The 13,978-nt window shown below is 56.2% G+C and carries 13 protein-coding genes and 1 pseudogene; 10 read left to right on the forward strand and 4 right to left on the reverse strand.

What is annotated here, in order from left to right; all coding sequences use genetic code 11:
- The first annotated feature begins 317 nt into the window (after positions 1-317).
- The 3 genes from ACM6IQ_RS07075 (at position 318) to ACM6IQ_RS07085 (ending at position 3,900) form a co-directional block, all read left to right on the forward strand.
- A complete protein-coding gene (locus ACM6IQ_RS07075) occupies positions 318-767 on the forward strand; it encodes a hypothetical protein (protein ID WP_414878366.1) in 450 nt (149 codons plus the stop codon).
- A gap of 327 nt (positions 768-1,094) precedes the next feature.
- Positions 1,095-2,753 (forward strand): arylsulfatase, encoded by a 1,659-nt coding sequence (locus tag ACM6IQ_RS07080; RefSeq protein ID WP_414878367.1) that lies wholly within the window; start codon positions 1,095-1,097, stop codon positions 2,751-2,753.
- Positions 2,754-2,892: 139 nt separating this feature from the next.
- A complete protein-coding gene (locus ACM6IQ_RS07085) occupies positions 2,893-3,900 on the forward strand; it encodes an HAD family hydrolase (RefSeq protein ID WP_414878368.1) in 1,008 nt (335 codons plus the stop codon).
- Positions 3,901-3,954: 54 nt separating this feature from the next.
- On the opposite strand, the gene ACM6IQ_RS07090 is transcribed toward ACM6IQ_RS07085, so the two are convergent.
- Positions 3,955-4,740 (reverse strand): transporter, encoded by a 786-nt coding sequence (locus ACM6IQ_RS07090; RefSeq protein WP_414878408.1) that lies wholly within the window; start codon positions 4,738-4,740, stop codon positions 3,955-3,957.
- Between the two features lie 232 nt (positions 4,741-4,972).
- Between ACM6IQ_RS07090 and ACM6IQ_RS07095 the strand changes: the two genes are divergently transcribed.
- From ACM6IQ_RS07095 to ACM6IQ_RS07110, 4 genes are all read left to right on the forward strand, one after another.
- Complete coding sequence (locus tag ACM6IQ_RS07095) at positions 4,973-6,241, forward strand: OmpP1/FadL family transporter (RefSeq protein WP_414878369.1); 1,269 nt, start codon at positions 4,973-4,975, stop codon at positions 6,239-6,241.
- A 48-nt stretch (positions 6,242-6,289) separates the two neighbouring features.
- The gene (locus tag ACM6IQ_RS07100; RefSeq protein ID WP_414878370.1) at positions 6,290-6,967 is read left to right on the forward strand and encodes a DUF3313 domain-containing protein; all 678 of its coding nucleotides are present in this window, start codon (positions 6,290-6,292) and stop codon (positions 6,965-6,967) included.
- A 62-nt stretch (positions 6,968-7,029) separates the two neighbouring features.
- On the forward strand, positions 7,030-7,458 hold the full coding sequence (locus ACM6IQ_RS07105) for a hypothetical protein (RefSeq protein ID WP_414878371.1): 429 nt from the start codon (positions 7,030-7,032) through the stop codon (positions 7,456-7,458).
- Positions 7,459-7,472: 14 nt separating this feature from the next.
- Positions 7,473-7,931, forward strand: a complete 459-nt coding sequence (locus tag ACM6IQ_RS07110; protein ID WP_414878372.1) for a glycine zipper 2TM domain-containing protein — start codon at positions 7,473-7,475, stop codon at positions 7,929-7,931.
- On the opposite strand, the gene ACM6IQ_RS07115 is transcribed toward ACM6IQ_RS07110, so the two are convergent.
- Positions 7,849-8,127 carry a hypothetical protein gene (locus ACM6IQ_RS07115; RefSeq protein ID WP_414878409.1) on the reverse strand — a complete coding sequence of 93 codons (279 nt, stop codon included), beginning with the start codon at positions 8,125-8,127 and terminating at the stop codon, positions 7,849-7,851. The genes ACM6IQ_RS07110 and ACM6IQ_RS07115 overlap by 83 nt on opposite strands.
- Before the next feature lie 193 nt (positions 8,128-8,320).
- Positions 8,321-8,632, reverse strand: a pseudogene (locus tag ACM6IQ_RS07120) (integrase); the annotation flags it as partial.
- A gap of 629 nt (positions 8,633-9,261) precedes the next feature.
- Between ACM6IQ_RS07120 and ACM6IQ_RS07125 the strand changes: the two are divergent.
- Positions 9,262-10,713, forward strand: coding sequence for a DUF1254 domain-containing protein (locus ACM6IQ_RS07125; RefSeq protein ID WP_414878410.1), 1,452 nt, complete (start codon positions 9,262-9,264; stop codon positions 10,711-10,713).
- A gap of 180 nt (positions 10,714-10,893) precedes the next feature.
- On the opposite strand, the gene ACM6IQ_RS07130 is transcribed toward ACM6IQ_RS07125, so the two are convergent.
- Positions 10,894-11,166 carry a hypothetical protein gene (locus tag ACM6IQ_RS07130; RefSeq protein ID WP_414878373.1) on the reverse strand — a complete coding sequence of 91 codons (273 nt, stop codon included), beginning with the start codon at positions 11,164-11,166 and terminating at the stop codon, positions 10,894-10,896.
- A 288-nt stretch (positions 11,167-11,454) separates the two neighbouring features.
- Here ACM6IQ_RS07130 and ACM6IQ_RS07135 point away from each other — a divergent pair, with 288 nt between their 5' ends.
- Both ACM6IQ_RS07135 and ACM6IQ_RS07140 read left to right on the forward strand, forming a co-directional pair.
- Positions 11,455-12,813, forward strand: coding sequence for an MATE family efflux transporter (locus ACM6IQ_RS07135; protein WP_414878374.1), 1,359 nt, complete (start codon positions 11,455-11,457; stop codon positions 12,811-12,813).
- Positions 12,814-12,966: 153 nt separating this feature from the next.
- Positions 12,967-13,941, forward strand: a complete 975-nt coding sequence (locus ACM6IQ_RS07140; RefSeq protein WP_414878375.1) for an alpha/beta fold hydrolase — start codon at positions 12,967-12,969, stop codon at positions 13,939-13,941.
- Positions 13,942-13,978: the final 37 nt, after the last annotated feature.

Here is a 13,978-nt window from a genome sequence, read left to right on the forward strand (position 1 = left end):
CCGGTTTGATCGCCCGCGCTTGCGTGGCGCCTATTCGGGTTAACTTTCACATTGAACATTATCTAATAGCGTCAGTGCCGTATTTACGCCTGCCACAATTGTATGCGCTTTTGCGCGACGGTGGCATCGTACCGAAGCCACCCACTTACTTGCAGGTGCTCCGGTTGGTGAGTATTCGGGCTAACAACGTCTGATTGATAAGCCGGGGGATTTTGGGGTGCTATAAAAGTAAATTCTTATGAGCGTAACGCCGTATAAATGAGCTATACCCAATAGTCCCCCCCCCCCCGCACTTTTTCCATTATTGGAGGTTGGCAATGAAACTCTGTACACCCCTCGCAACGCTATTGATCACCGCAAGTCTCTTTGGCTGCACCAGCTCATCAAACCAATCAATGAACCTTCCTTTGGCAGCGACCCACAAAAACCTGGGGCATGTTGCCAATACCACGCTGACCGGCGTGGGAAATCAAACCAACTTTGACTTTTCCATCACAGGCGTTCCACTCGGAACAGTCATGCCGCCGCGCCTGTACACCTTCATCAACAAAGGCAGTTGCAAGCAACCAGGCCCCGTTGCTTATGCAATGAACGACAAGGTCAACACTCAATCCACCGCTGGCGCCGGGGGTTGGAGCTTCTATAGAAGCGCGCCGATCGCCATGGCAGATCTGCTCTCCGGCAAGTTTTCGGTTGTCGTGAGAACGTCCCCCGAAGATGGCAACGTCGATATTTTCTGCGGCGATATAGCGCAAGTAAACCGATGATGCTTGTTTAGTTCATTTGGAAATAGAGGCAATACCCTACCTGATGATTGAAGCCCTATTTACCGGAATTACTAGTGGGTGCACATACAGTTTGTAAGGCTGGCTTTACAAGACTTCCCAAAAATATTTCGAGCGACATGTTCAACTGAAAAAAACGCACTAAACTCCTTTTGCGTCTTAACCTGTGCAAGGTTTAAGCAATAAGAAAAAAAATGATTCTGTACGCACTAACTGGGCAAACACTCGGTGGTAAATGCACTAAATATCGATGTTGACGTGCACTCATCAACCGGTTGCTAACGCCATGAAACAACGAGGAATCCTGGTATGGAACAGCTATTGAATCGTTTCAAGCTATCAGTCGTTTTTGCTGCACTTTTGTCATTGAACGGACTGGCCCACGCTGCTCAAACGGAGAAGACCAACATCCTGTTCATCGTCTCCGACGATACCGGCTACGGTGACCTTGGCCCCTACGGCGGTGGGGTCGGTCGAGGAATGCCTACGCCGAGCATTGATGAGCTGGCGGCAGAGGGGGTCACTTTTTATTCTTTTTATGCTCAGCCAAGCTGCACGCCTGGTCGGGCAGCCATGCAAACCGGACGTATCCCTAATCGTAGCGGCATGACCACGGTGGCCTTTCAAGGCCAAGGCGGTGGTTTGCCGGCGGCGGAGTGGACGCTGGCCTCGGTTCTGAAAACCGGGGGGTACGACACCTATTTCACCGGTAAGTGGCACTTGGGCGAAGCCGATTATGCGCTGCCCAATGCGCAGGGCTACGACGTGATGAAATACGTCGGTCTGTACCACCTCAATGCCTACACCTACGCAGACCCGACCTGGTTCCCGGACATGGATCCGGAAACCCGTGAGATGTTCCAACGGGTCACCAAGGGAGCCTTGTCTGGCAAGGCGGGGGAAAAACCGGTCGAAGAATTCAAGGTCAACGGCCAGTACGTGGACACCCCTGTCGTAGACGGCAAACCCGGCGTGGTGGGCATTCCGTTCTTTGATAACTACGTCGAAAAAGCCGCCCTGGAGTTTCTCGACACTGCGGCCAAATCGGACAAGCCGTTTTTCATCAACGTCAACTTCATGAAAGTGCACCAGCCCAACATGCCGGCACCGGAGTTCGTTCACAAGTCCATGTCCAAGTCCAAATACGCCGACTCCGTGGTCGAACTGGACACCCACATTGGCCGCATCATGGACAAGCTCAAGGCGCTCGGCCTGGATAAAAACACCCTGGTGGTCTACACCACCGACAACGGGGCCTGGCAGGATGTTTATCCGGACGCTGGTTACACGCCGTTCCGCGGCACCAAAGGCACGGTGCGTGAAGGCGGCAACCGGGTACCGGCGATTGCCGTCTGGCCAGACAAGATCAAGCCCGACAGCAAAAACCACGAAATGCTCGGTGGCCTGGACCTGATGGCAACGTTCGCTTCCGTGGCGGGCGTGAAGTTGCCGGAAAAAGATCGCGAAGGTCAGCCGATCATCTTCGACAGTTACGACATGACGCCCGTACTCACCGGCAGTGGCCCTTCACCGCGCAAAGAGTGGTTCTACTTTACCGAGAACGAACTGACACCAGGGGCCGCCCGTGTTGGCAACTACAAGGCGGTGTTCAACCTGCGCGGCGATGACGGCGCGCAAACCGGCGGCTTGGCCGTGGACACCAACCTGGGATGGAAAGGCGCCGAAAAGTATGTGGCCACCGTGCCGCAAGTCTTCGACTTGTGGCAAGACCCGCAAGAGCGCTATGACCTCTTCATGAACAACTTCACCGAGCGCACCTGGACGATGGTACCGATCACGGGCGCGATCATGAAACTGATGAAAACCTACGTCGAATACCCACCGCGTAAACTGCAAAGTATGGGTTATGACGGACCTGTCACGCTGTCGCAGTACCAGAAATTTCAATCCGTGCGAGAGTCTCTGAAGCAAGAGGGCGTCAACTTGCCGATGCCTGCTGGTAACTGATCAATCAGCCGATAGTTGGCGACCTAATCAGCGGTCGCCACTTCGCAAATTGAAGTTGGCGAGTAGTCACCACGCGTCAAAGATAAGGCGGTGGATTTTCAAAGGTCCACCTTCTCGCGCGGTTTCAAGGGAGTAGTCCATGAAAGACATCTTGTTGGTTCGTCCGGCAATACGCTGGCTTTGGCTTCTCTTATTGTGGCCGCTGCTTCTGCAAGCGGCTGAACCTTTACCCTCTTGGCGTGAGGGCCCTTCCAAACATGCCATCGTTGAATTCGTCCAAGCAGTGTCAGCTGATGGTTCCGAGGATTTTGTGCCACCTGCTGAACGCGTTGCAGTGTTCGATAACGACGGCACGCTGTGGAGCGAACAGCCGATGTATTTTCAGATGCTGTTCGCCCTTGAAGAGGTCAAACGCCTGGCACCACAGCACCCTGAATGGCAACAACAACAGCCGTTCAAGGCAGTCTTGGAAAACGACCAGAAAACGTTAGCCGGCAGCGGTATGGAGGGTTTGATGAAGATCATCGATGCTACCCATACAGAGATCAGTACCCAAGAATTTTTGACCAATGTCCGAAAATGGCTCGCCAAGGCCGTGCATCCCAAAACGCATAAACCCTACACCGAAATGGTCTACCAGCCGATGCTGGAATTACTCGCCTATCTAAGAGCCAACGGGTTCAGAACCTACATCGTTTCCGGAGGCGAAGTGGAGTTCATGCGCGCCTGGGCAGAGGAAGTGTATGGCGTTCCACCGGAGCAGGTGATCGGGACTACCTTCACCGCCGAGTATCAATATAACGCCGGCAAGCCGGTAATCATGCGCATGCCCAAGCTCGCTCATAACGACGATGGTCCGGGTAAACCCGTGAGTATTGACGCGGTTATAGGCCGACGACCGATCTTCGCTTTTGGTAACTCCGATGGAGATCAGCAAATGTTGCAATGGACTGCCGCAGGCGACGGCAAACACTTCATGGGGCTTGTGCACCACACCGACGCGCAGCGTGAGTGGGCGTACGACCGGGAGTCGAAGATAGGCAAGCTGGACAAAGCGTTGGACGAAGCCCTGGCGCAGAACTGGACGGTAGTTGATATGGCGAAAGAGTGGGTGAAAATCTACCCTTTTGATACCGCGGCGCCATGAAACCTATTGCCTCTACCTTTTCACTGCAACTTGGGTTCGATGACTGAGTTGGCGTTACTTGGGAAACAACAGCGTGAATGCCACCCGAAATCCCCAGCCCTCGGCACCATCTTTCGGGCTGTCAGCCCAGTAGCGAGGACCTGCTTGAAGGCTCATGGGTTGACGACCCACTTTGAACAGCTGTGTGACGAACAGGTTTATCGGCACTGACCATTCGCGGGTTTGCCAGTCGTAGGTCGATTCCGTGTTGATGCCATAGGTGGTGTAGGTATGGGTGGTGTAACTAAAGAACGGTTGCAGGAAGGTTTGGTTGATTTTGTCTTTGTCATCGGGCGGGCTGTTTTCCAGCGACCAGATGTGGTTAGCGAGAATGCCGCGGGTCCAGCCATTACTTTGTTTGAGGGCAACCACAGTTGGACCCGCCCCCCATTGTTCACCGCTCAATAGGTCATCGCTGCCGGTCGGCACCAGAATTGCCGGCCCCGCCCCCCAGATCCACCCGCTCGCGGTTGGGTGCTTGGGTGAAAAAAAGAAGCTCTGGGTCACGTCACCGATTCCGGATTTGTCCGCCTGCCCACCAGGTACCAGGCCGTGCTGATCGATAACGGGCAGGATAGTTCGGGAAATAAGATTCCACTTGTCGTTGAGGCTGAATGGCAGCACGGGCTGGATATTGGTGACGCTTTGATACCCCTCGCCACTGGGGCCAAGTTTCTGGTTCCAGTTGTATTGAATAGGCACGCTGTAAAGCGCAGCAACCGGATTCAGGGCTTGTTTGGCCAGCTCGGCCTGGCTATCGGCGGTAAGGCCGGTCGTGGGCCAAATCACTGTAAAGGCCATAGGTGTCGTGAGGAGAACGAATATTTTCATCAGTAGCTCCTTCTCGATATCGAGAATATGGACTACGAAATAAGGCGGGGCGAGGGCGAATAAACCAGCGCCCGGTTAGCGTAGTTCAGGTTTCACGCCACAACTCAATTCGTCTTAGAAGCGCGTGGGGAACTGGTGGTGAATCCAGGGACAGGAAACCGCCAGCATCCCTAATCCGGAACCGATGTTTGTCGAGGTTCATATGCAAACCAGAACAACAGCCTTACCCGCCCTTACGCTTCTTGCGCTGTGCTCTCAGCAGACCTGGGCTGGCGGCATCATGCTCTACGAAATTGGCACGGATAACACCAGCCTGGCTAACGCCGGTGCCGCCGCACGGGCCCAAGGCCCGTCGACCATTGCCAGTAATCCGGCGGGCATGAGTTACCTGCCGGGCACGCAGATCACCGGCGGTTTGCAGGTGCTTTATGGCGACCTGACCTTCGACCGCGATTCCGATACCAACGTCGCGGGCAGCGGCAGTGGCAACGCTCTTGATCCCATTCCCGGCGCCAGCTTTTTCATCAGCCACGAACTGGATGACCACTGGAGCGTCGGCTTCGGTCAGTACGGTGACTTCGGGTTGGCGGTCAATTACGACAACGAATGGTCAGGTCGTTACTTCGCGCAGAATGCCAGCCTGCTTGGTTTGTCGATGGTGCCGAGCGTGGCGTACCGCTTTAACGAGCAGTGGTCAGTGGGGGTCGGTGTGAGAGCCATGTACGGCATGTTGCAAGCACAGACCGCCATTGACCGCTCGCCGTTGGGCTTCACCGACCGCAGCGACGGGCAGTTCAAGTACAAGGATCAGGATTGGGGTTTTGGTGCCAACGTGGGTGTGATTTACGCCCCGCAACCGGACACGCGAATCGGTCTGACTTACACCAGCAAGGTCGACCTGGAATTCGAAGATGGGCTGGACGTCAAGGGCGATGGCCGGTTGCTGGAGCGGGTCGATGGCACCAACACTCAACTGGATATGACGGTGCCGCAAACCCTTACTCTGAGTCTCTTCCAGAAACTCGACCGGCAATGGGCATTACTGGCCTCGGCCAACTGGCAAGACTGGTCGGAGTTCGGCGACATCGCCGTGCAGGTCGATACCACGGCGCTGGGCTCGCAATCGAGAACCGTCGACGCCAATTTCAAAGACACATGGCACCTCTCCCTCGGTGCGCAATACGAGGTCACCGAGCAATTGTTGTGGAACTTCGGCGTGGCGTATGACAGCAGCGCGGTTTCCGACGGCAATCGCACCTTCACTGTGCCCATGGGCGAATCGTGGCGCATTGCAACGGGGGCCACTTATGCCGTGAACAAGGACACTGACGTGAACGTCAGCTGGGCCATGATCTGGCTCGGTGACATGCCGGTGGACCAGACCAAATCCGTGTCGGGCAATCGAAACTCCGGTCAGTTCGACTACGCCTGGATTCAAGCCTTGACCGGAAACATGACTTGGCGATTCTGAAGTACGGCTAACAAAGAAAACGATCTTATCCAAGGAGCAAACACCACTATGAACGTGTCTCGAAAATTGTTTATCGGTGCCGCACTGGCTGGTCTTTTGCTTGGAGGTTGCACCTCGAAAGTTACGGAACGAGACCAATACTCCGGCTTTCTGCCCAACTACAACAACCTGCAAGAAGTAACCACCACAAGTGGCGAGAAGGCCATGCGCTGGGTCAGTCCGTCGTGGAACGTAAATGCATACGACACGGTAGTGTTCAACAAGCTGGAACTCTATCCGGCACCCAAACCCAACGAACGAGTCAACCAGCAGACACTGGACGAATTGCAAAACTACATGACCAGCAAAGCCAAAGGCGTACTGGGCCAGAAATACCGGGTGGTGTCGAACGCGAGCACAGCACCGGCCGGGTCAAAACCTCTGACTCTACGCGCTGCCATCACCGGAGTCAGCGCCTCAAACGAAGGCATGAAATGGTATGAAGTGGTTCCGATCGCGGCCGTGGTCGGGGCGACGCAGGCCGCCACCGGTCACCGCGATCAGGACACTAACCTGTTCATCGAAGCCGAGTTCATCGACGCAAAAACCAATCAGACCGTCGCCAAAGTTGTCCGCAAGATTTTTGGCAGCCAACTGTCGAACGAAAGCCAGAAAATCACCACGAAAGACTTTAAGGCCGCCATCGACAAATTGAACGCCGATCTCTGGGCGTTCATCCGCAGCTAGCCCGGTTTCAACTGCCAACACAAGTTGGCGGTTGAACACACCTCAAGCAGAGGGCAACTGACATGTGGACCTCTTTACCGTTTCGATGCTCAACCGTGCAAAGACCTTTGCTCGCCGCTGCGCTCATCGTCAGTGTGCTGGTGCTGAATGCATGCGCGACGGTCGATGCCCAGACGACCGCGTACGTTGGGGTTGAGCATCCCGCTCCGACCCTGCCCAGCGAAGTGCAGGTACTGCGGGTGGAACCTACGCGATCCAATGTGCAACTGGGCGAAATCATGATCGATGCAAGTGTCGATCCGGCGCCGCCCATCACTGAGGTCGAACAGAAACTGCGTGAAGAAGCTGCCAAGCTTGGTGCAGACGCAGTGGTCGTCGTTTACGACCACATTCAGCCAGTCGCCGCCTACGTGACCGGACCTCTATGGAGCAGGGACATCGAAACGATCCAGGGACGCAAGCTCAAAGGCATTGCCATCAAATACCAATAACGAGGTGCACAGTAATGAAAGTTATCCTGACCTGGCTGAAGCTCACGTTGACGACAGTGCTTATTAGTGCCTGCTCCGCCGTGGGATCAACCGATGGGGGGGCCGGTGAAATCGAAATACGCTCAGGGAAGATTGAGCAGATTTCGGTAACGCAGATGCAGACCAATCATGACAGTGGCGTCGGCGCGGTTCTCGGGGGCCTCGGCGGACTCGGTATCGGTAGCCTGATCGGTCGCGGCACCGGGCGCGATGTCGCGATGGTTGCAGGCGCGCTCGCTGGTGCTGTTGGCGGAAATTACGCAGAGAAGAAAAAGTTCGACCAACCGATAGAGGCGCAACAGATCATCGTGCGGGTCAAAAGTGGCGTACTGGTGTCGGTTACCCAGCCGATCAATCCATCCTTGGGTAAAGGTATGAACGTTTATATCCAAGGCTCAGGTAATGATGCCCGAGTGGTACCGCAAGGCGGTTAAAGCTGGGGCATGGGTCGGGTTTCATCCCGAGCAACTGACGACGCCTAGCTCCCAGCGACATGGAAAACCAGCGCCGGCTAGCGCGATTGAACACACTCTGTTCGCTACAGTCGAGAAGACCGGCAACCTGGGACATCGGCATGTGCCTTTCCGCCAGATAGCGGTCGGCACGGTCGCGCCGAAGAGTCTCGACCACTTCATCGAAACTTCGCCCTTGCTCGGCCAATCTTCATTACATCATACGCACGTGCATGCCGAGCTGTTCGGCAATCAAGGGCAAACTGCAACGCTGTATCGGCATCATGCGCAGGACCGGGCGCTCGACTTGATTGACGACATCCGATGTCGCTTGCAAGTCGAACTGAGCGAAATACTGCTCCAGTGCGTGATGCAGATAGGGGGCCTGCTGCTCGCTCAGTGATTTCAATTTGCACTGGGTGTTGAGTTTTCTGCTGCATCACGATGGCCCGTGACGACACATGCACCCCATGGGCGATGTCTCGGACCCGCAATTTGGTTAAGTCACAGGCACGCAGCTTGCTATCGATGGCCAAGTTGAAGAGCGCCAAATCCCGGGTCTTATCAGCAAGCTGAAGTCTTACGCGGATAGCCCAGATATCTCTGACTCGAAGCGGAGCTTTCTGCCCGACAAGCTTTCCCTTGTTCCAAGGTTCATGGTTGTATCTAGCAATGGTGTTCATGGCTCGTCCTCCACGTTGAGGGAGGACAAGGGTGGATCAGTCACAATGTCTGATGGTCACTATCCGACCCATAGCGGTCGTTGGTGGACCTCAAAGTTTAATCTCGGACACATGGCAGTCGGTTCTCCGACTGTCAAACTTTGGCTGCCGATTACAATCGACTGCTCTCGAAGACAGATGGTCCGTAACGGCGCGAGTTACGGGCCTGAATCTGACCTGTATCTCGTATTGATCTTGGCGATAAGGCGTACAGATAACGGGCACGATCTTCGCTGCGTAAGAGGAAGCTGGCTTATTGTGATCTACACTCCTTGGGCGTGTGAGTTGGCGTTTCGTCACAGGACTTACTTAGTCGCCAGGTAAAGAGACAGGCCTGAATTTCAGTCGGGTCGCGGTCTGGGTGGGGCATGTCAGTCGATCAGCAAAAAGCCTTGGCAATCGCGTATTCAGGGGAGTTCGACAACGCCTGGATTGAAGCCCTGATCGCCAGCATGACTTGTCACCGTTGAAAATAGTCGGGAGGGTTTCAGGCATTCAGATTATTTCACCGTGGTTTGAACACTAACGGTGCCAGCTTGCTCAAATCAAACGAGGTGGAAATGAACAGGAAGTCTAACCGGGGCTGGACGATGGCTGCGGCACTCGTCGTAGTGGGTTCAACGCTCTTCACGGGGTGTGCGAGCAAGAACGATCCGATCGCGCAGGCGGACAAGGCGGATTTAGCCAAGGGCGTACCCGCGCCGAGCCTCGAGCAGACCAGGGCGATCGCCGAGGAAGGCTTTATCTATGGCTTGCCGCTGGTCATGAACTACGCGGTGATGAACGAGTTCGCGGTGGACCCCAAATCCAGTCAGTTCAAGGCCTCCTTTAACCAGCTGCGCAATGAGCATCGGGTCGCGACACCCGCTGACACCGCCGTAATTACGCCAAACAGCGACACCCCATACTCGATACTTTGGACGGACCTGCGCGCAGAGCCTTTCGTGATCACCGTGCCGGCAGTCTCCAAAAAGCGCTACTACTCGGTGCAGCTAATCGACGGCAACACCTATAACTTCGGCTACATCGGGAGCCGGGCAACTGCCGGCGCCTCCGGGAGCTATCTGATTGCAGGCCCCGATTGGAAAGGGGCGATCCCCCCCGGCATCGATAAAGTGTTCAACTCCACGACCCCCTTCGCACTGACGTTGATCCGGACCCAGTTGTTCAATCCAGCCGACATGCCGAATGTCGAGAAGGTTCAGGCGGGTTACAAGGTCCAGCCGCTTTCCGCCTTTCTCCATCACCCAGCGCCGCTCGCTGCCCCGAAGATTGATTTCGTACCGGCCACCACGTCTGGCATTAAGGACAATTTTTTCGAGTACCTGTCGGCCGCGTTGGAGTATGTGCCGCCATCGGCTGATGACAAGGAGATCCGGTCGAAGCTGGCCAGCATCGGCGTAGGCCCCGGCCGCAGCTTCGAATTCAAAGACCTGTCGCTCGAGCACAAGGCCGTGGTCTTGCTGGGGATGAAGGCTGGCGACGAGAAAGTTGACAAGTTTCTCTCGAGCGGAATGAAAAATATCAACGGCTGGAATGTCGGTGCGTTCTTCGGTGACCAGGCATTCTACAAGGCCGACTGGTTGATGCGTGCCGGCGCCGCGAAGGGCGGACTGTTCGGCAATGACGCCGTCGAGGCGATGTACCCATATACCCGCACTGACGGCGCTGGCAAGACGCTCGATACTAGTAAACACAACTACACGCTGACCTTCCCCGCTGGAAAGCTGCCACCCGTCAATGCCTTCTGGTCGGTGACCATGTACGACGGCAAAAGCCAACTGCTGATCAAAAACCCGATCAACCGTTACCTGATCAATTCGCCGATGTTGTCGGCGATGAAGAAGAACGCGGATGGTTCGCTGACGCTATACATTCAGAAAGATTCGCCGGGCAAAGCCAAAGAAGCCAACTGGTTGCCGGCACCCGACGACACGGTCTATCTGGTGATGCGTCTCTACTGGCCGAAGACCACACCGCCTTCGATTCTTCCTGCCGGCAAAGGCAGCTGGCAGCCACCGGCGCTGGTGGTATCGAAGTAGTGCGACCCATTAATACCACTCGCCGTAGGTCGGTGTGGGCAGTGCTGCCTTTTTGCCAATAGCAGCTCATCATGAGGGGCTGCTATTGGCCGAAAGCGGACGAGAGTTATGCCTTAGAATCCAGATCTCAGATCTGTTTATAGTGCACAAAAAACGGGCGCCTTCAGCGCCCGTTTTCATTCACTCCTTCGTCTGCGCCCGCAATCGTCGACCAATCACATCCATCAAATCACACCCATCCCGCAAAGGAATGGCAAGCAGCTGAGAAAAGTCCTTCAACACCACCGTGTCGCAACCAAGCTCGGCGCGGTACGCGATGTTTTCCAATACCTGCGTTACCGTGCGGATGCGGTGATCAGCGGCTGCTTGCAGAACGTCGAGTGGAGCTTGGGTGTCGATGAGCAGGGAGGCTGGAATCAGGTCGATTCCGGTGAGGGGCATGTATCTTTCCATGGGTAAAACTCCGATCAAGGCAAAGTAAAAGAAAAAGCACTTTAGAATCTCGATCGATCAGGTCGCCAAACCCGAGTCGCCATTTTGGGCGACGGGACCGACTATAAGCCTCATCAGAACAGCGGGGAAGGTGACGCATTCCGAGGTTTGTGTAGGAATTTTTATGCCGTCCTAGGACGCAATATCTGCGTCCGAAAACCGCGTCAAAACATTCATTCAACTTTGTTCATCCCGGCTAACGCTATCCTCTAGAATCCCAACTCCGCAGTCGAGACGGACCTCCACCCAATGCAAACCCCCACCACCCAACACCCCCTCTGGAAAACCTACCTCCTTTTCCTCGCCCCCATGGTTCTCTCCAATTTCCTCCAATCCATGTCGGGCACCGTCAACAGCATCTACATCGGCCAAATGCTCGGCACTCAAGCCCTGGCCGCCGTCTCCGGCATGTTCCCTATCGTGTTCTTCTTCATCGCCCTGGTCATCGGCCTCGGCGCGGGGGCGGGGGTGCTCATTGGCCAAGCCTGGGGCGCACGGGAGCCGCATCTGGTGAAAACCATCGCTGCCACTACCTTGCTGTTGGGCGCAATCATCGGCCTGACGGCGGCGGTGCTGGGCAGCGTGTTCGCGAGGTCAGCCTTGCAGGGTTTGGGCACACCGGCCGATGTGCTCGACGACGCCGTGTCCTACGCCCACGTGATGATGTGGATCATGCCGTCGCTGCTGGTCTACGTGCTGTTCACCCAACTGCTGCGCGGGGTGAGCGATACGGTGTCGCCGCTGATTGCGTTGGTGGTGTCGACCTGCATCGGTTTGGCGCTGACGCCGGCGTTGATTCGCGGTTGGTTCGGCTTGCCGATGTTGGGGATTCAGAGTGCGGCGTATGCGGGGTTGGTGGGTAACCTGTCGGCGATGGGGTGGCTGGCGTGGCGGTTGATCAGAAAGGGGCATCCGTTGGCGCCGGATCGGGAGATGTTTGCGGCGATGCGCCTGGATCGGGTGATTCTCGGCAAGGTGTTGCGCATCGGCTTGCCGACCGGGTTGCAGATGGTGGTGTTGTCGGTGTCGGAGCTGGTGATTCTGGCGCTGGTGAATCAGCACGGTTCGCAGGCGACGGCGGCGTATGGGGCGGTCACGCAGATCGTCAATTATGTGCAGTTTCCGGCGTTGTCGATTGCGATCACCGCGTCGATTCTTGGGGCGCAGGCGATTGGGGCGGCGCGGGTGGAGCGGATCGGGCCGATTTTGCGTACGGGGTTGTTGATCAATGTGTGCCTGACCGGTGGCTTGGTGCTGTTGGGTTACCTGTTGTCACACTGGTTGCTGGGGTTGTTTCTGACGGACGATTCGACGCGGGCGAAGGCTGAGCATCTGTTGCACATCATGCTGTGGAGCCTGCTGTTGTTTGGCTTCCAGGCGATCATCGGCGGGATCATGCGCGCCAGCGGCACGGTGTTGGTGCCGATGGCGATTTCGATTGTGTGTGTGGTGGGCGTGCAGTTGCCGGTGGCGTATGCGCTGGACGGGCAGTTCGGGTTGCAGGGCGTGTGGATGGCGTTTCCGGTGGCGTATCTGGGGATGCTGGTGTTGCAGACGCTGTATTACAAACTGGTGTGGAAGCATCAGAAGATTGAGCGGTTGGTGTAGGCGCTGTTCCGGGTACGGCTGCGCACGAAGACGTATCGCTAAGTAAGATTGGCCGCGAGAGATACAGGCCATTACAAAACCGATACGTGGGGGATACATCGAGGTGGCAAGGTTTGCCCATACCTCCTTTCCACCCTTCAGTCGGAGCCCCCGATGAATAAATTGCTGTCTGCGTTGGCCCTTGGTTGCACGTTGGGTCTGTCACTGGTCAATACTTCCCACGCCGCCGAACCGGCAGGTTATTCCTCGGATCAGTTGGCGGTGGCCTACCGCAGTGTCAAGGTCGATGGCCTGAGCATTTTCTATCGTGAAGCCGGTCGTGCGGATGCGCCCACCTTGTTGCTGCTGCACGGTTTTCCCAGTTCTTCACGCATGTATGACCCGCTGTTGGCGCGGTTGGCGCAGCACTATCATCTGGTGGCGCCGGACTATCCGGGGTTCGGCCATAGCGATGCGCCGGATGCCAAGGCGTTTGCCTACACGTTCGATCATCTGGCCAGTGTGATGGAGCATTTCACCGAAGCCCTCGGCCTGAATCATTACTCACTGTATGTGCAGGACTACGGCGGCCCCGTTGGCATGCGGATGATGCTCGCCCACCCCGAACGCGTGCAGGCGCTGATTGTGCAGAATGCGGTGTCCCATGAGGCGGGCCTGGGGCCGCTGTGGCAAAAGCGTCGTGAATTCTGGGCCAACCGGGCCGCCAATGAGGCGGGGTTGAGAGCGAGCTTTTTCTCGTTGGCGACGACCCGACAACGGCATGTCGGCGCCAACCCGCAGATCGAGGTGTTCAACCCGGACCTGTGGACCGACGAATTCAATTTCCTCAACCAACCAGGGCAGGCCGATATCCAGAGCGACCTGTTCTATGACTACCGCAACAACGTCGCCAGCTATCCGAAGTGGCAAGCGTGGCTGCGCGAGCATCAACCGCCGACGCTGGTGGTGTGGGGCAAGTTCGATCCGTCGTTCGAGGTGGCGGAAGCGGAGGCTTATCGCCGGGATTTGCCCAACGCCGAGATTCATGTGCTGGAGGCGGGGCATTTTGCGCTGGATGAGAAGCCTGATGACATTGCGCGATTGGTGGGGGATTTCCTCGGCAAGCACGTGAAGACAACAGGAAAATAAAGCTGGGTTTCGGGTAAGAGGGTGGGCTGGTCGTGGG

Source organism: Pseudomonas sp. IT-P100 (assembly GCF_949767185.1).
Taxonomy (GTDB): domain Bacteria; phylum Pseudomonadota; class Gammaproteobacteria; order Pseudomonadales; family Pseudomonadaceae; genus Aquipseudomonas; species Aquipseudomonas fluorescens_B.

Excerpts from the sequence above, each read along its gene's own strand:
- ACM6IQ_RS07075 (WP_414878366.1), top strand. The coding sequence starts at position 318 with ATGAAACTCTGTACACCCCTCGCAACGCTATTGATCACCGCAAGTCTC.
- ACM6IQ_RS07080 (WP_414878367.1), top strand. The coding sequence starts at position 1,095 with ATGGAACAGCTATTGAATCGTTTCAAGCTATCAGTCGTTTTTGCTGCA.
- ACM6IQ_RS07085 (WP_414878368.1), top strand. The coding sequence starts at position 2,893 with ATGAAAGACATCTTGTTGGTTCGTCCGGCAATACGCTGGCTTTGGCTT.
- ACM6IQ_RS07090 (WP_414878408.1), bottom strand. The coding sequence starts at position 4,740 with ATGGCCTTTACAGTGATTTGGCCCACGACCGGCCTTACCGCCGATAGC.
- ACM6IQ_RS07095 (WP_414878369.1), top strand. The coding sequence starts at position 4,973 with ATGCAAACCAGAACAACAGCCTTACCCGCCCTTACGCTTCTTGCGCTG.
- ACM6IQ_RS07100 (WP_414878370.1), top strand. The coding sequence starts at position 6,290 with ATGAACGTGTCTCGAAAATTGTTTATCGGTGCCGCACTGGCTGGTCTT.
- ACM6IQ_RS07105 (WP_414878371.1), top strand. The coding sequence starts at position 7,030 with ATGTGGACCTCTTTACCGTTTCGATGCTCAACCGTGCAAAGACCTTTG.
- ACM6IQ_RS07110 (WP_414878372.1), top strand. The coding sequence starts at position 7,473 with ATGAAAGTTATCCTGACCTGGCTGAAGCTCACGTTGACGACAGTGCTT.
- ACM6IQ_RS07125 (WP_414878410.1), top strand. The coding sequence starts at position 9,262 with ATGGCTGCGGCACTCGTCGTAGTGGGTTCAACGCTCTTCACGGGGTGT.
- ACM6IQ_RS07130 (WP_414878373.1), bottom strand. The coding sequence starts at position 11,166 with ATGGAAAGATACATGCCCCTCACCGGAATCGACCTGATTCCAGCCTCC.
- ACM6IQ_RS07135 (WP_414878374.1), top strand. The coding sequence starts at position 11,455 with ATGCAAACCCCCACCACCCAACACCCCCTCTGGAAAACCTACCTCCTT.
- ACM6IQ_RS07140 (WP_414878375.1), top strand. The coding sequence starts at position 12,967 with ATGAATAAATTGCTGTCTGCGTTGGCCCTTGGTTGCACGTTGGGTCTG.